Source organism: Streptomyces sp. SID13666 (assembly GCF_010548325.1).
GTDB classification, from domain to species: domain Bacteria; phylum Actinomycetota; class Actinomycetes; order Streptomycetales; family Streptomycetaceae; genus Actinacidiphila; species Actinacidiphila fildesensis.
On the sequence record NZ_JAAGLX010000003.1, the window covers coordinates 81922 to 98870 of the forward strand.

Below are 16949 nucleotides of genomic sequence, written 5' to 3' on the forward strand. Positions count from 1 at the left end.
TGCGCGGCACCCCAGCACCCGCAGCACTCGCCGCCCCCCGGCCGCCGTCAGCCCGTCTCCTCGCGGTAGGCGGCGGCCTCCTCAAGGTCCAGTCGGCGCAGCAGCGTCCGGAGCATCTCGTCATCGATGCGCCGGGCGTCGCGCAGTTCCACGAACACCTCGCGTTCGGCCCCGATCATCTGCCGGGCGAGCCGCCGATAGGTGTCGTCCGCGGACTCCCCGGTGGTCTCGTTGACCGCTCCCAGCCGCTCCCACACGGCGTTGCGCCGCCGGTCCATGACGGTGCGCAGCCGGTCGGCGAGCGGCTGCGGCAGGTCGTTCCGCCCCTCGGCGAGCAGTTCGTTGAGCAGGCGTTCCGCGGCGGCCGAGGCCTCGCTCTGGGCCTGCGCCTCGGCGAGCGTCTCGGCGCGTACGTCGGGGGACGGGATCTTCAGCCAGCGGATCAGCGGCGGCAGGGTGAGGCCCTGCACGACGAGGGTGGCGATCACGGTGGTGAACGTCAGGAAGAGCACCAGGTTGCGGGCGGGGAAGGCCTCGCCGTTGTCCATCGTCAGCGGGATCGAGAAGGCGATGGCGAGCGAGACGACGCCGCGCATCCCGGCCCAGCCGACGATGACGGGCCCGGTCCAGTTCGTGTCCGGTTCGCGCTCCCGGATGCGGGACGAGAGCTTGCGGGGCAGGAACGTCGCGGGGAAGACCCAGGCGAAGCGGGCGGCCACCACGACGACGAAGACCGCGAACGCGTACCAGATGGCCTCCCCCACCCCGTATTCGCCGAGCCCCCCGAGCACCACGCGCAACTGCAGCCCGATGAGGGCGAAGACCGTCGACTCCAGGATGAAGCCGACCATCTTCCACACCGCCGCCTCCTGGAGCCTGGTCGCGAAGTCGACCTGCCAGGAGCGGTGTCCCAGGTAGAGCCCGACGACCACGACGGCGAGCACCCCCGAAGCCCCGACGCGTTCGGCCGCCGCATAGGCCACGAACGGGATGAGCAGCGACAGGGTGTTCTGGAGCAGTGGCTCCTTCAGATGGGTGCGCAGCCAGTGCAGCGGCACCATGAGGATGAGGCCGACGACGACACCGCCCGCCGCGGCGACGCCGAATTCCCTGATGCCCTCGCCCCAGGTGGCTCCCTCCCCCACCACGGCGGCCAGGGCGACCTTGTACGCGGTGATCGCGGTCGCGTCGTTCACCAGTGACTCGCCCTGCAGGATCGTGGTGATCCGGTTGGGCAGCTTGAGGCGCCGCGCGATGGCGGTGGCGGCGACCGCGTCGGGCGGGGCGATCACGGCGCCCAGCACCAGGGCGGCGGTCAGCGGCAGGTCGGGCACCACCAGATAGGCGACGTATCCGACGGCGATCGTCGCGAACAGCACATAGCCGACGGAGAGCAGCGCGACCGGCCGCGCATTGGCCCGCAGATCGAGGTAGGAGCTGTCGAGGGCGGCCGTGTGCAGGAGCGGCGGCAGCAGCAGCGGCAGCACGATCTCCGGGTCGAGGGTGTAGTCGGGGATGCCCGGCACATAGGACGCGAGCAGCCCGGCGGCGACCAGCAGCAGCGGCGCGGGCACGGGCGTGCGGCGGGCCGCGGCCGCGATCACCGCACTGCACGCGATCAACATCAGCAGTGGCATGGCATCCATCAGCTTCGGCCCGTTCCCATCTCGTTCGCGTTCTTCGAATGCTCTTCACTCGCTCTAACCTGGCAATCATGAGCGAGTGCCCGCATGTTCCCGACCTGCCGCGCCTCGAGCCGGCTCCGCTGAGCGACACCTGCCTGGAGTGCCTGGCCGTGGGCAGCCATCCGGTGCAGCTCAGGCTATGTCTCGTCTGTGGCCATGTCGGCTGCTGCGACTCGTCGCCGTACCGGCATGCCACGGGGCATTTCGAGGAGACCGGGCATCCGGTGATGCGGAGCTTCGAGCCGGGCGAGAGCTGGAGCTGGTGCTTCGTCGATCTGCACCTGGTCTGATTCCCGGCATCCAGTGGCAGCGGCAGGCACCCGGGCCCGCTGTCCGGGCTGGTTCTCCGGGCCCGCACTCCCGGCCCGTTCTCCGAGCCTGTTCTCCGGTCTCGTCCGGCGCTGAGGGCGGCGCGCTGTGGGACAGCAGCAGGCCCGGCAGGTTCGCACGGGGGTGGCGGCCTGCCGGGCCTGTGGAACAACGGTAGCGAGGCGACACGCGTAATTTCGACGTCTGGCCCGTAACCCGTGCTGCGGATACACGTCACGGCGCAGGCACGCATTAATCCCGCGGATCGCGCGCCGAAATGTCCTCGCCAACCGGTTGGCCGAATCCTGCCGGTGACATTCGGGGTCTGTCAACGAGTGGAGCCATCGACGGCGTCCTGCCCCACGCGGCACACAAGCCGCGCACTGCAACGGATTCCGTACCGATGGAGAGGAACTCCATGTCGAAACTCCACTTCGGCCGGGGCGTACTGGGCCTGACGGCCGCGCTCGCGGCGGGCGCGACCCTGTTGGCCGGGCCCGCGACCGCCGCCACGGCCGCGCCCTCCCCCGCACCGCACTCGGCGCCGGGGCTCTATACCGGGCATGCCGCCACCCAGGCCGCCCTCGACGGCACCGTCGCGGCGGGCGCTCCCGGTGTACAGGCCCAGGCGCAGGTGGGCGGGGACACCTGGTTCGGTGCGGCGGGCACCGCGGATCTGTCGTCTGGGCGTCCGTTCCGCCCCGGTGACGAGTTCCGGATCGGCAGCATCACCAAATCGTTCGTCGCGACGGTGCTGCTGCAGCTGGAAGCCGAGAAGAAGCTGAGCCTGGACGACACGATGGACCGGCTGCTGCCGGGCGTGGTCCAGGGGAACGGCAACGACGGCCGGCACATCACGCTCCGTCAGGTGCTCAACCACACCAGCGGTCTCTTCAACTACACGGAAGACTCCGCGCTCCGGACCCGGATGGGCGGTCAGGGATTCCTCGACCACCGCTATGAGACATACCGGCCGCAGCAGATCGTCGCGATCGCCCTCGCCCATCCGCCGAACTTCGCACCGGGCACGTCCTGGAGCTACTCCAACACCAACTACATAGTCGCCGGCATGGTGGTGCAGAAGGTGACCGGCCATTCCTACGCCCAGGAGATCGAACGGCGGATCCTGCGGCCGCTGGGACTGCGCTCGACCAGCGTTCCCGGCACCTCGCCCACGATTCCCGGACGCCACGGCCGCGCCTACTCCGTGCTCTTCGCCCAGACACCCGACCGGCTCTACGACGTCACCGAGTTCAATCCGTCGCTGGCCGGCTCTGCGGGCGAGATGATCTCCACGACCGCGGACCTGAACCGCTTCTTCAGCGCTCTTCTGCGCGGCCGGCTGCTCCCCGCCCACCAGCTCGACGAGATGCTCACCACGGTGTCGACCGGCCCGGACACCCCCGATCTCCGGTACGGCCTGGCCATGATGTCCGTACGGCTGCCCTGCGGGGTGACCGTCTGGGGCCATGACGGCGGGATCTTCGGTTCCTCCTCGTCCGCAGCCACGACCCGCGACGGGCGGCACAGCCTGTCCTCCAACGTCAACGCGGACTGGGTCGAGAGCCCGGTCGCTCCCGTGGTGCCGGAGTTCTGCCCGTCCTCTTCCGCCACCTCCCCGACCACCGCATCACCCGCCACCGCTTTCCGGACCACCCTCGCCCGGGCCACGGGCTTCTGACGGCACACCGGTCCTGGTCCCGGTCACGCGACGGCGTGACCGGGATCGGGACCGGGACCGGGCCGTTCCGGCGCGCCGGGGTGGGCGCGGGCTCCGGCTGCGACCTGCGGATTCCGCCCCTACGCTCGGTCCATGGACACGCCTGCGGCCCACCCAGGACGGCTCGGCTCCGTAGTCATGGACGGTGAGCTCCCGCGCCGCGAAGACCTCGGCATCGTCTTCGACGAGCTCGACCACCAGATGGCCACCCAGGCGTATCTGTGGGCGCTGCCCCTGGTCTCGTACGCGCAGTGGCAGCGGGTGCACACCGACGAGTTCGGGGCGGGTCCCAGCGATCTGGTCCACTACGAGAGCTATCGCGACCGGCTGGGCCTGCTGACCGCCAACGCCACCACTCCCTACGTCCTCGGCTTCATCGACCTCGGCATCACCGGACCGCTCGTGGTGGACCTGCCGGCCGGGCCCACGGCGGGCGGCGTGTCCGACTTCTGGCAGCGCGAGATCGGCGCGATGGGTGAGATGGGCCCCGACCAGGGCGAGGGCGGGCGCTATCTCATCGTCCCCCCGGGCCAGGAGGTGCCCGACGATGCCGACGGCTACCACGTCCTCACCGCGACGGGCATGAACGTGATGTTCGGCTTCCGCACCCTGGGGACCGACGCCGCGCAGGCCCAGCAGCTGGTGGACGCCGTAGGGCTCTACCCCTACGCCCACCGCGACGCGCCCCCGCCGACCAGGGTGCTCTCGCCTGCCGGCCGGACGTGGTCCGGTGTCCAGCCGAGGGGGCTGGAGTACTGGGAGCGGCTGCACGAGATCTACCAGTCCGAGATCGTCGACGAACGCGACCGCTTCTTCCTCGCCATGCTCCGGCAACTGGGCATCGAGCAGGACAAGCTCTTCACCCCGGACGAGCGGATGACACGCATTCTCACCGAGGCTGCGGCGGCCGGCGAGCTGATGGCGCAGGCGAACGCGTTCGCCAAGCGGTTCCCCGGCTCCCTCCATTGGCCCGACCGGCAGTGGGACCTCGTCCTCATGCTCGACCGCTCCGACCAACGCGCCGCCGGCTACGACCAGCTGCTGGAGCGGACGGCCTGGTTCTACGAGGCGGTCAGCTTCTCCGCGGCCATGAAGAGCCGGACCCCTGGGCTCGGCCAGGCCTACCTGGGCACCTACACCGACGCGAACGGCCGCTGGCTCGACGGCGCCCGCCAGTACACCCTCCGCGTGCCCGCCGACCCGCCCGCGAAGCTGTTCTGGTCGGCGACGGTCTACTCCGCCGACACCCGCTGTCTGATCGACAACCCACAGGAGCGCGGCGACCGCGGATCGCGCGACCCCGAGCTCGAGTACAACGAGGACGGATCGGTCGACCTGCACTTCGGACCGGAGGCCCCGGCCGGCCGCGAATCCAACTGGGTCCAGACCGTCCCCGGCCGCCACTGGTTCTGCTATTTCCGCCTCTACGGCCCCCTGGAGCCGTACTTCGACCACACCTGGAAGCTCGACGACATCCGCGCCGATTGAGATCTCTGACCGGTATCCCTGGCTGAGGCCCCTCAGGGCGTCAGAAGGAGGAGCTGGTCGTCAGGTAAGACCGGTAACTGATGACGGCGGGGACGGGCACATTGAGCTTCCCGGCCGTCGTGGTCAGGGTCTCCTCCTGCCCGAGCACCTGGCCGGTGCCGGCGCTGACGATGAAGGTGTATCTGTATCAGCCCGGATCATTACGGCCCGACCGGGCCGTGGTCGACGTCAGCCCTCGTCGACCTCGTCCGCGGTGTCCGGTCGGCGGAACTCCGCCAGCGACTCGGTGAGCCACTCGATCCAGAACGTCTCCAGCCCGATCCCCGCGCGCAGCACCAGATGCCGCAGCCGGTCCTCGCCGCTGGGGTCCCCGGCGGCGAAGTCGCGTTCCTCGATCGCGGTGTACTCGGCCAACTGCCGCCGGTGGTCCGCGAGATGACGTTCCAGCTCGGGTTCGAGGCCGTCCCGGCCGACGACCGCCGCCGCGCGCAGGCGCAGCAGCAGGGCGTCGCGGATCGGCTTGGGGTCCTGGCTGGTGGCCACCCAGGTGGTCAGTTCCGCACGGCCCGCGGGCAGCACCTCGTACTCGCGCTTCTGGCCACGCGACGGCGACTGGGCGAGTGCGTGAATGAGGCCGCCCTGCTCCAGCTTTCCCAGCTCGCGGTAGATCTGCTGGTGGGTGGCGGACCAGAAGAAGCCGATCGAGCGGTCGAACCGACGCGTCAGCTCCAGCCCCGAGGACGGCTTCTCCAGCAGAGCGGTGAGGATGGCGTGCGGCAGCGACATGGTCTTACGGCGCCTCTCTGGGACCCGGTCGTCCGGCCGGGGCATCCCGGCCGGACGATGGACGTACTGGGAGGCATCCTAGGATCGGCGCCGCCGGCGCGCCGTCAGAGCGCCGCCGCCAACTCGGTGCCCTGGCGGATCGCGCGCTTCGCGTCGAGTTCGGCTGCGACGTCGGCGCCGCCGATGAGGTGCGCCGAGTGCCCCGCCTCGCGCAGCGCCTCGTACAGGTCGCGGCGCGGCTCCTGGCCGGTGCAGAGCACGACGGTGTCGACGCCGAGGACCTCGCTCCTGCCGTCGACCGTCACATGGAGGCCGGCGTCGTCGATGCGGTGGTAGGTGGCGCCGGCGACCATCGTGACGCCGCGGTGCCGCAGTTCGGTGCGGTGGATCCAGCCGGTGGTCTTGCCCAGCCCCGCGCCGACCTTGCTCTCCTTGCGCTGCAACAGGTGCAGGCTGCGCGGCGAGGTGGCCCGCTCGGGCTTGCGCACTCCGCCCCGCGTCTCGTAGCCGGAGTCGATCCCCCACTGGCGGAAGAACGCCTCGGGGTCGAGGCTCGCCGCGTCGCCGCCGTCGCTGAGGAACTCCGCCACGTCGAAGCCGATACCGCCGGCGCCGAGGATCGCGACGGACTGCCCGACGTGGGCCCCGTCGCGCAGCACGTCCAGGTAGCTGAGGACGCTGGGGTGGCCGACTCCCTCGATGTCCGGGGTGCGGGGGACGACGCCGGTGGCGAGCACGATCTCGTCGAACCCTTCGGCGGTGAGGGTGTCGACGGTGACCGTGGTCTTCAGCCGGACGTCGACGCCGTGGAGCTCCAGCTGCTCGCGGTAGTAGCGCAGCGTCTCATTGAACTCCTCCTTGCCCGGGACCTTGCGGGCGATGTTGAGCTGTCCGCCGATCTCGGTCGCGCCGTCGAAGAGGGTGACCGCGTGCCCGCGTTCGGCGGCCGAGACCGCGAAGGCGAGTCCGGCCGGCCCCGCGCCGACCACCCCGACGCTCTTGCGGCGCCTGGTCGGCTGCAGGATCAGCTCGGTCTCGTTGCAGGCGCGGGGGTTGACCAGGCAGGACGTGATCTTCCCGCTGAACGTGTGGTCCAGGCAGGCCTGGTTGCACCCGATGCAGGTGTTGATGGTGGCGGACTGCCCGCGCCGGGCCTTGGCGACGAAGTCGGGGTCGGCCAGCAGCGGGCGGGCCAGCGACACCATGTCCGCGCAGCCTTCGGCGAGCAACTGCTCTGCGAGTTCGGGGGTGTTGATCCGGTTGCTGGTCACCAGGGGGATGCCCACGGAGCCCATGACCTTCTTCGTCACCCAGGTGAAGGCGCCGCGCGGGACGGAGGTCGCGATCGTCGGGATCCGTGCTTCGTGCCAACCGATGCCGGTGTTGATGATGGTCGCGCCGGCCGCCTCGATCTCCTGGGCGAGAGTGATCACTTCCGCGAGGGTGGATCCGCCCGGTATGAGGTCGAGCATCGAGAGCCGGTAGATGAGGATGAAGTCCGGGCCCAACCGCTCGCGGACCCGGCGCACGATCTCGACCGGGAAGCGGATCCGGTTCCGGTACTCGCCGCCCCAGCGGTCCTGCCGCTGGTTGGTGGGTGCCGCGATGAACTCGTTGAGCAGATATCCCTCGGACCCCATGATCTCGACGCCGTCGTAGCCGGCGAGCTGCGCGAGCGCGGCCGCCCGTACGAAGTCCTCGACGGTCCGCTCGACCTCGTCCTCGGTCAGCGCGTGGGGGGTGAAGCCGCTGATGGGCGCCTGGAGGGCGCTGGGCGCGACGAGATCGGCATGGTGCGCGTACCGGCCGAAGTGCAGGATCTGCATCGCGATCTTCGCGCCCTCGCGGTGCACGGCCGCGGTCACCGCGGTGTGCTGCTCCGCCTCGGCCTCCGTCGTCAGCTTCGCACCGCCCTCGTACGGGCGCCCCGCGTCGTTGGGGGCGATCCCGCCGGTCACCATGAGGCCGACGCCGCCACGGGCGCGGGTGGCGTAGAACTCGGCCATCCGCTCGAAGCCGCGGGGCGCCTCCTCCAGACCGACGTGCATCGAACCCATCAGCACCCGGTTGGGCAGGGTGGTGAAGCCCAGGTCCAGCGGGCTCAGCAGGTGGGGGTAGTCGCTCATCAGGGGGCCTCCTCGCGCGAACTCTTAGCGCAAGTTCTAGACGAGTCGAGCCGATTATGCAACAAGTTGCATAGAGGGGGCGGCCACCTCATGGGCCACGAGGTCGAGGCGGGAGCATCCTCCGCCGGCTCAGGCCGGAGCATCCTCCGTCCGCTCCGGCAGCGCGGCGCGGGCCTGCCGGACCAGGGCGCGGGCCGCCGAGGCCGACGGCCCCTCCGCGCGCCAGGCGAGGGCGAGGCGCCCGCGCAGTTTCGGCCGGACCAGGTTCACCGCGTGCAGTTCACCCGGGTAGGAACGGGCGAGCGACTCGGGCAGGATCGCCACGCCCAGCCCCCGGATGGCGAACTGCGCGAGGACGGTGGGATCCGCCGCCTCGAACGCGATCCGCGGCCGGAAGCCCGCCGCCGCACAGGCGAGGTCGACCACGGTGCGCAGCCCGGCGCCGCGCGGCAGGCACATCAGGGGACGGCCGGCGAGGGCGTCGAGCGTGATCGAGGTCCGGGCGGCCAGCGGATCGCCGGGGGCGACGGCGACGACGAACGGCTCGTCGACGACGACCTGCACCCCGATCCCCGGCGGGAGCTCGCCCGCCAGGCTGACGACCGCCACATCCAGCCGCCCGGTGAGCAGCGCCTGGAGCAGGTTGTCCGAGGTGTCCTCGATGAGGCCGATCTCCACCGCGGGGTGGCTGCGATGGAAGTCGGCCAGCAGCCCGGCCAGGTCGACGGCCTGCCCGAGCGAGGTCACGGTGCCGACCGCGACATGCCCGCGGACCAGGCCGGCCAGTTCTTCGACGGCCTGCCGGGCGCCGGCGACGGCGGCGAGCGCCGCCCGCGCGTACGGCAGCACCGCGGCGCCCACGTCGGTGGGCCGGACCGTGCGGCCGGAACGGTCCAGCAGGTCCTGTCCCAGCTCCCGTTCCAACTGCCGGATCTGGGCGCTCACCCCGGGCTGCGCCACATGGAGCTTGGCCGCGGCCTTGGTGAAACTCGCCTCTTCGGTGACCGTCACGAGGTATTCCAGCTGGCGCAGTTCCATAACCCGGAACGCTAGCAGTAGCACTGTCCAGACTCATGGCTTATGGGCTCCTCCGACAAGAAGATACGTCTGGACAAAAATATTTGTCGGTGAGAGCCTGGAGCCATGTTGGACGTGACAGTGATCGAGGACCCGGCAGCCGCCGAGGTCTCGCTTGCGCCGATAAGGGCCCGGCTCCTCGCCGAGCTGATGGAGCCCGCCTCGGCGACCATGCTTGCGGCCCGGGTCGGCCTGCCCCGGCAGAAGGTGAACTACCACCTCAAGGCGCTGGAGCGGCACGGCCTGATCGAGCTGGTCGATGAGCGCAGGAAGGGCAATGTGACCGAGCGGATGATGCGCGCGACGGCGGCGTCGTACGTGATCTCGCCGCTCGCGCTGGCCGCGGTACAGCCCGATCCGGCCCGCTCCCGTGACCAGTTCTCCGCCCGCTGGCTGCTCGCGGTCGCCGCGCGCCTGGTGCGTGACGTCGGCACGCTGCTCACGGGCGCGGCCAAGGCTCGCCGGCCGCTCGCGACCTTCGCGCTGGACGGCGAGGTGCGCTTCGCCTCCGCCGCCGACCGGGCGGCGTTCATCGAGGAACTGGCGGCCGGAGTCGGCGCGCTGGTTCTGAAGTATCACGACGCGTCGGCGGAGGGCGGCCGGGACCACCGTGTGGTCGTCGCCGTCCACCCGACCGTCAAGATGCCGGCGGTCGGCCCGGCCGAGTCGCTGCCCGCCGCGGACGAACGCACCACGGCCGCATCCCCCACCGACAAGCCCGTATAGCCCGCATAACCCGTACAAGGAGTCACCATGTCCAAGGAATTCGAGATCATCCGGGAGTTCGAGGTCCAGGCGACCCCCGAGCAGGTCTGGGAAGCGCTCACCGAAGGTACGGCCGGCTGGCTGTGGCCGATGGAGTACGAGCACCGCGAGGGCGGCGCGGCCCCGTTCGGCGGCACCGTGACCGCCTGGGATCCGCCGCACCGGCTCACCGGCCGGGTGGAGAGCCCGGAGGGCGTGGAGAACCAGACGTTCAATCAGCTGGACCACGTCATCGAACCGCGTGAGGGCGGCCGCGCCTGGGTGCGCTATGTGCACAGCGGCATCTTCGTCGACGACTGGGACAACCAGTACGACGGCGCCAGCAAGCACACGGACTTCTATCTGCACACGCTGCGGCAGTACCTCGAGCACTTCCCCGGACTGACCCCGGTCTACGCCGCGGTCGAGGGCCCGACGGCGTCCGGTGCGGCGGACGCGTTCACCGTGCTCGGCAGGGCGCTGGGGCTGCCCGACGACGCGGCGGCTGGCACCGCGGTACGGGTCGGGCTGCCCGGCCCCGACGCGGTCGACGCCGTGATCGACTACCGCAACCAGTACTTCATCGGCCTGCGCACCGCCGATTCGCTCTATCGCTTCTTCGGCAGGAACGCCTTCGGCGGAACGGTCGGTGTCGTGGTGCACCGGTTCGGCACCGGCCATGACGCCGACGCCGAACCGGGCGTGAAGGGGACCGAAGCCGCCTGGCAGAACTGGATCGACGGAGTGTTCGCCTGACGGCCTCCGGTGAACGCGCCGGAATGAGCCGCCAGCCGCCCTCAGGACCCGTAGACCTGGAACCGGGATGAGCCGTCAGCCGGCCCTCAGGACCCGTAGACCTGGAATTCGGCGACCTGCCCGGCCGGCCACCCCGTGTTGGCGGTGAAGCCGAGCCGCAGGTAGCGGACGGTCGCGGTGGCCGCGAAGGTGATGGTGGCCTTGTTGCCGGTGGCAGGGTCGAAGGTGTAGCCCGCCGGGCCGGCCACCGTGGCGAAGTTCGAACCGTCGGTGCTGCCCAGGACGGAGAGCGTCTGGGTCCTGGCTCCCCAGGCGGTGGCCGGCGGCACGGACAGAACGACGCGCTTGGCGCCGGTCGCGGCACCGAGATCGACCTGGAGCCACTGCGGGAACGCGTTGTTGGCGCTCTCCCAGTAGCTGTTGGCGTCACCGTCGACGGCGTTGCCCGAACCGTAGCCCTGCGTGTGGCTGCTCTCCGACGTCGGCCGGTGCAGCGCCAGGTTGGTGTCGACGGGAGGGGGCCCGCCGCCGGTGACCGGGGCGGTCGGGCGGACCGGGGTCAGCGCGAGCTGCCCCTTGAGCATTCTGCCGCCGTCGGCCGTGAGCCGCAGATAGTAGTCCGCCGAGCAGGCCGTCCCGTCCTCGTCCAGCCCCAGCAGGCCGGAGCCGACCGGGACGGTCGCCGACGTCTCGGCCGTCTTGGCGATCTGGTTGCCCTCGTTGTACTCGTCGAACATCGAAATGTAGATGCCCTGGGCGCCCGCCCGGACCACGTTGTAGAACTGCCGCCACATGAAGTCGCCGTGCGCCCGCTGCCGTCCGCCGACGTCGCCAGGGAGCACGCACGGTTGGTAGTCGATGCCGTGGGCGTTGCAGTCGGCCTGGTCGGGCACGGTGCACAGGTCGTAGAAGTGGTCGGAGTCGCCCGCGTTGCCGATCCGGCCCACCATCCACGGGGAGAGCATGTGGAAGGCGCGGTAGACGTCGAGGTACCCGGGCTTTGAGTCGTTGACCCCGGTCCGCCAGTACGTCGGGACGCCGCCCATGACGTAACAGCCCTGGCTCTTGAACCAGTTGACGACGTCGAGGCAGGCCGCCGGGGACCAGGGGTGGTTGTCGTCGGCGAAGCCGAAGCCCCAGATGCCCACGACCGGCTTGCCGTTCTGCCGCGCGTACGCGGCGGAGGACGTCAGCGCCGACATCTTGGCGGTCCAGTCGGCCTTGATCTCCGGCTGCATGTTCGCCCAGCCGCTGACGTCGTACATCACGTAGAACTTGCGGTCGTTGGCCTCCGCGGCAGCCCTGACCTTGACGGCCATCGCGTCGCGGGTGGCGCCCTCGCCGCCGTTCGGGTTGAACCGCTGCAGGGCCGCGGTGTCACAGCCGTTCTGCCGCATCGACAGGAAGTGGGCGTTGACCGTCTGCTGGTCGTAGGAGGAGAAGAGCGTCGCGGGCTGCCCGTTGCCGAGGTTGCCGTAGGCGGTCCGGTAGGCGCCCGTGTAGTCCCGCATGTCGGGCCATGCCCTGATCGCGTTGTTGGACGGGGACGGCGGCTGGGACCAGTTCTGGCTCCAGTGCCACCAGCCGTTGATGGGCGCTCCGTCACCGGGGGCGGCGAACCAGCCCTGATAGCCGACGGTGATCTTCCCGACCACGTCTCCTGGAGGGCTCGCGGCAACGGCCGCCGCCCCGAGCGTCCCGGTGGCCGGAAGGGCGCCGACGGCGACTCCCGCCGTCACCGATCCGATGAACACCCGGCGTGAGATCCCCATGTGGACTCCTCCCGTTGTGCACGGTTGCGCGCCGTTGACCGGTCAGCGGCAGATCGTAGCCACGGCGAAACACTGCCGCAATAGAGCACGCAGGATGAGCAATATATGTGAAGAGATCTGCAAATTAGGCCCACGTGCAGCTCGCAACGGGTGGAGTGCAGCATTCCGTCCAGCGATTACCCCTCGACCGCCCCACCGGTCCCTGCCGGACCACTCGGTTCCGGACACCCACAAGCCGATCTTGCGGGGGCGTAGACGTGGCTGTAGCACGTCTGTAACACTCTGCTAACCCAACGCAAATTCATTGCAGAGTGATGTTCATTCCTCACCATTCTCCGCAACTTCGACGGCGAGAGCGTGGCCGTGGCCTCACTCGCCCCCCACTCCTGACACTCCGGACGAGAGACAGAGGAACGCAGTGAGATCGAAGCGGATACCCAAGCTGGTCGCGGGCTCGCTCGCGGCCAGTCTGATGCTTCTCGGCGGGCCGGTGCTCCGGGCCGCGGCGGCCGAGGCCGCCCCCAATGTGGCGGCGGGGAAGACGGCCTCGGCCAGCGCCTCCAGCGGCGGCAGCACGGCCGGAAACCTCAACGACGGTGACCAGTCCACGTACTGGGAGGGCAACGGCAGCGCCCTCCCGCAGTGGGCGCAGGTCGACCTCGGGCGCAGCAGGACCATTGACCAGGTGACTCTGAAGGTCCCGGCCGGCTGGTCGAGTCGCACCCAGACGCTCGCCGTGCAGGGCAGCGCGGACGGCACGAGCTACGAGACGATCGTCAGTTCCGCCAAGTACGTCTTCGCTCCCGGCTCCGGCAACGCCGTGAAGATCAGGTTCCCGGCGGCCAACACTCGTTTCGTCCGCGTCGCCGTCACGGCGAACACCGCCAAGCCGGCCGCTCAGATCTCCGAACTGCAGGTCTCCGAGGCGGCGGCCTCGACCGTCAACCTCGCCATCTCCAAGACCATCACGGCGAGCAGCTCCAACTCCCCCTACGTGGCGGGCAACGCCAACGACAGCAACCAGGCCAGCTACTGGGAGAGCAACAACAACGCCTTCCCGCAGTGGATCCAGGCCGACCTGGGCGCCACCGTCGGCGTGAACCAGCTGGTGCTGAAGCTGCCGGCCGGGTGGGAGACCAGGACCCAGACGCTGTCGGTCCAGGGCAGCACCAACGGCTCGTCCTTCACCGACATCGCCGCGTCCAAGGGCTATGTCTTCAATCCGTCCGCCGGTAACACCGTGACGGTCGACTTCAACACGATCAACACCCGGTACGTACGGCTGAACATCACCGCCAACACCGCCTGGCCCGCGGCCCAGCTGTCCGAGTTCGAGCTGTACGGACCGACGACGGGTGACACCCAGGCGCCGACCGCGCCGACGGGCCTGGCCTGCACACAGCCGGCGTCCGGCCAGATCAAGCTGACCTGGAACGCCTCGACGGACAACGTCGGCGTCACCGGCTACGACGTGTACGCCAACAACGTGCTGCGCACCAGCGTGGCCGGAAACGTACTCACCTACACCGACAGCCAGCCCGACTCCGCGACCGTGGCCTACTACGTCAAGGCCAAGGACGCGGCCGGCAACGAGTCCGGCAACAGCAACACCGTCACCCGCACGGGGACCGGTGGCGGCGGCTCGAACCTGGCGGTCGGCAAGGACATCACCGCCTCGTCCACCATCCAGAACTTCGTCGCCACGAACGCGAACGACAACAACGTGGCGACCTACTGGGAGGCGAACGGCGGCAGCTACCCGAACACGCTGACCGTCGCACTGGGCTCCAACGCCGACGTCAACTCGGTCGTGGTGAAGCTCAACCCCGACGGCGCCTGGTCGACGCGCACCCAGACCATCCAGGTCCTCGGACGTGAGCAGAGCTCCTCGACCTTCACCAGCCTGACCTCACCGACCGTTTACACGTTCAACCCGGCCTCGGGCAACACGGTGACGATCCCGGTCGGCGGACGGGTCGCGGACGTCCAGCTCAAGATCACATCCAACTCCGGCGCGGGCGGCGGCCAGGCCGCCGAATTCCAGGTGATCGGCACGCCGGCTCCCAACCCGGACCTGACGGTGTCCGCGCTCACCGCCTCGCCCGCCTCGCCGGTCGAGACGGACCCGATCACGCTGTCCGCGACGGTCAAGAACATCGGCCCCGCGGCCGCCGGCGCGACCAACGTCAACCTCTACCTCGGCACCACGCTCGCCAGCACCGCGCCGGTGGCCGCACTCGCGGCCGGGGCGTCCGCCACCGTCTCCGCCAACATCGGCGTACGCAACGCGGGCTCCTACCCGCTGAGCGCCAAGGTCGACGAGGCCAACGCCGTCATCGAGCAGAACGAGGCGAACAACAGCTTCAGCAGCCCTGGCCCGCTGGTCGTCACCCCGGTGGCCAGCTCCGACCTGATCGCGTCGCCCGTCAGCTGGACCCCGGGCAACCCGGCGGCCGGCAACACGGTGACCTTCTCCGTGGCCATCAAGAACCAGGGCACCGTGGCCTCCACGAGCGGCGCCCACGGCATCACCCTGACGGTCACCGACACCACGTCCGGATCCGTCGTCAAGACGCTGACCGGGGCGTACAACGGGGCGATCGCGGCCGGCGCCACGGCGAGCCCGGTCAGCCTGGGCACCTGGACGGCCGGCAACGGCAAGTACAGCGTCAAGACCGTCCTGGCCAACGACGCCAACGAGCTGCCGGTCAAACAGGCCAACAACACCAGCACCCAGTCGCTGTTCGTCGGACGCGGCGCCAACATGCCGTACGACATGTACGAGGCCGAGGACGGCGTCCTCGGTGGCGGCGCGGCAGTCGTCGGACCGAACCGGACCGTCGGCGACGTGGCCGGCGAGGCGTCCGGCCGCAAGGCCGTCACCCTGAACTCGACCGGCTCATCCGTCGAGTTCACCACCAAGGCCAGCACCAACACCCTGGTCACCCGGTTCTCCATCCCGGACGCCGCGGGCGGCGACGGCATCAACTCCACCCTGGACATCTACGTCAACGGCAGCTTCCTCAAGGCCATCGACCTGACGTCCAAGTACGCCTGGCTGTACGGCAAAGAGGCCGGTCCCGGCAACTCGCCCGGCGCCGGCGGCCCGCGGCACATCTACGACGAGGCCAACATCATGCTCGGGACGACCGTCCCGGCCGGAGCGAAGATCAAGCTCCAGAAGGATGCCGCCAACACCACCACCTACGCGATCGACTTCATCAACCTCGAGCAGGCCACCGCGATCGCCAACCCGGACCCCGCCAAGTACACGGTGCCGGCGGGCGTCACGCATCAGGACGTCCAGAACGCGCTCGACAAGGTCCGGATGGACACCACGGGCACCCTGGTCGGCGTCTACCTGCCCCCGGGCGAGTACCAGACGGCCAGCAAGTTCCAGGTGTACGGCAAGGCCGTGAAGGTGGTCGGCGCCGGTCCCTGGTTCACCCGGTTCAACGCGCCCTCGACCCAGGCCAACACCGACATCGGTTTCCGGGCGGAGGCCTCCGCGAACGGCTCCTCGTTCTCGGGCTTCGCCTACTTCGGGAACTACACGTCGCGGATCGACGGCCCGGGCAAGGTGTTCGACTTCTCCAACGTCGCCAGCATCTCCATCGACAACGTCTGGAACGAGCACACGGTGTGCCTGTACTGGGGCGCCAACACCGACAACATCTCCATCACGAACAGTCGTATCCGTGACACGTTCGCCGACGGCATCAACATGACGAACGGCAGCACGGACAACCACCTCAACAACATCGAGGCCAGGTCGACGGGCGACGACAGCTTCGCGCTCTTCTCCGCCATCGACGCCGGCGGGGCGGACGAGAAGAACAACGTCTTCGAGAACCTGACGTCGATCCTGACCTGGCGCGCCGCCGGTGTCGCGGTCTACGGCGGCTTCGCCAACACCTTCCGGAACATCTATATCGCCGACACCCTGGTCTACTCGGGCATCACGATCAGCTCGCTGGACTTCGGCTACCCGATGAACGGCTTCGGCACCGACCCGACCAACCTGCAGAACATCTCGATCGTGCGGGCCGGCGGGCACTTCTGGGGCAGTCAGGTCTTCCCGGCCATCTGGGTCTTCTCGGCCTCGAAGATCTTCCAGGGCATCCGCGTCAGTGATGTGGACATCGTGGATCCGACCTACAGCGGCATCATGTTCCAGACGAACTATGTCGGCGGACAGCCGCAGTTCCCGGTGAAGGACACCATCTTCACCAACATCTCCATCACCGGCGCCCACAAGAGCGGCGACGCCTTCGACGCCAAGTCCGGCTACGGCATCTGGGCCAACGAACTGCCCGAGCCCGGCCAGGGCCCGGCCGTCGGCACCGTCACCTTCAACAACCTCCGGATGAGCGACAACTTCCAGAACATCAAGAACACCACCTCGACCTTCACCATCGTCCAGAACCCGTAAGGAGCAGAGAGCCAGTCAGCTGGACGCGAGTGCCGCCGGGAGACCTGACCGCTC

The 16949-nt window shown here is 69.5% G+C and carries 11 protein-coding genes; 6 read left to right on the plus strand and 5 right to left on the minus strand.

Annotation, left to right across the window (positions count from 1 at the left end):
• Positions 1-47 precede the first annotated feature (47 nt).
• Positions 48-1646 carry a Na+/H+ antiporter gene (locus G3I60_RS07450; RefSeq protein WP_164293468.1) on the minus strand — a complete coding sequence of 533 codons (1599 nt, stop codon included), beginning with the start codon at positions 1644-1646 and terminating at the stop codon, positions 48-50.
• Between the two features lie 68 nt (positions 1647-1714).
• Between G3I60_RS07450 and G3I60_RS07455 the strand changes: the two genes are divergently transcribed.
• From G3I60_RS07455 to G3I60_RS07465, 3 genes are all read left to right on the plus strand, one after another.
• The gene (locus G3I60_RS07455) at positions 1715-1975 is read left to right on the plus strand and encodes a UBP-type zinc finger domain-containing protein (RefSeq protein ID WP_138354227.1); all 261 of its coding nucleotides are present in this window, start codon (positions 1715-1717) and stop codon (positions 1973-1975) included.
• A gap of 437 nt (positions 1976-2412) precedes the next feature.
• Positions 2413-3675 (plus strand): serine hydrolase, encoded by a 1263-nt coding sequence (locus tag G3I60_RS07460; protein WP_239069620.1) that lies wholly within the window; start codon positions 2413-2415, stop codon positions 3673-3675.
• A 132-nt stretch (positions 3676-3807) separates the two neighbouring features.
• Positions 3808-5202: a DUF1254 domain-containing protein gene (locus G3I60_RS07465; RefSeq protein WP_164293466.1), complete on the plus strand. Its 1395-nt coding sequence runs from the start codon at positions 3808-3810 to the stop codon at positions 5200-5202.
• A gap of 228 nt (positions 5203-5430) precedes the next feature.
• Here G3I60_RS07465 and G3I60_RS07470 read toward each other — a convergent pair whose 3' ends face one another.
• The 3 genes from G3I60_RS07470 to G3I60_RS07480 all read right to left on the minus strand — a co-directional run bounded on the left by G3I60_RS07470 (position 5431) and on the right by G3I60_RS07480 (position 9152).
• The gene (locus G3I60_RS07470) at positions 5431-5988 is read right to left on the minus strand and encodes a PadR family transcriptional regulator (RefSeq protein ID WP_164293465.1); all 558 of its coding nucleotides are present in this window, start codon (positions 5986-5988) and stop codon (positions 5431-5433) included.
• A gap of 104 nt (positions 5989-6092) precedes the next feature.
• The gene (locus tag G3I60_RS07475) at positions 6093-8114 is read right to left on the minus strand and encodes an NADPH-dependent 2,4-dienoyl-CoA reductase (RefSeq protein WP_164293464.1); all 2022 of its coding nucleotides are present in this window, start codon (positions 8112-8114) and stop codon (positions 6093-6095) included.
• Positions 8115-8243: 129 nt separating this feature from the next.
• A complete protein-coding gene (locus G3I60_RS07480) occupies positions 8244-9152 on the minus strand; it encodes a LysR family transcriptional regulator (protein ID WP_164606914.1) in 909 nt (302 codons plus the stop codon).
• A gap of 105 nt (positions 9153-9257) precedes the next feature.
• On the opposite strand from G3I60_RS07480, the gene G3I60_RS07485 reads away from it, so the two are divergent.
• Together G3I60_RS07485 and G3I60_RS07490 are read left to right on the plus strand one after the other, a co-directional pair.
• Positions 9258-9917 carry a helix-turn-helix domain-containing protein gene (locus G3I60_RS07485; protein WP_138354233.1) on the plus strand — a complete coding sequence of 220 codons (660 nt, stop codon included), beginning with the start codon at positions 9258-9260 and terminating at the stop codon, positions 9915-9917.
• A 27-nt stretch (positions 9918-9944) separates the two neighbouring features.
• Positions 9945-10691 carry an SRPBCC domain-containing protein gene (locus tag G3I60_RS07490; RefSeq protein ID WP_164293462.1) on the plus strand — a complete coding sequence of 249 codons (747 nt, stop codon included), beginning with the start codon at positions 9945-9947 and terminating at the stop codon, positions 10689-10691.
• Between the two features lie 86 nt (positions 10692-10777).
• On the opposite strand, the gene G3I60_RS07495 is transcribed toward G3I60_RS07490, so the two are convergent.
• On the minus strand, positions 10778-12463 hold the full coding sequence (locus G3I60_RS07495) for a discoidin domain-containing protein (protein WP_164293461.1): 1686 nt from the start codon (positions 12461-12463) through the stop codon (positions 10778-10780).
• Between the two features lie 472 nt (positions 12464-12935).
• Here G3I60_RS07495 and G3I60_RS07500 point away from each other — a divergent pair, with 472 nt between their 5' ends.
• Positions 12936-16895: a discoidin domain-containing protein gene (locus G3I60_RS07500; RefSeq protein ID WP_164293545.1), complete on the plus strand. Its 3960-nt coding sequence runs from the start codon at positions 12936-12938 to the stop codon at positions 16893-16895.
• Positions 16896-16949 lie beyond the last annotated feature (54 nt).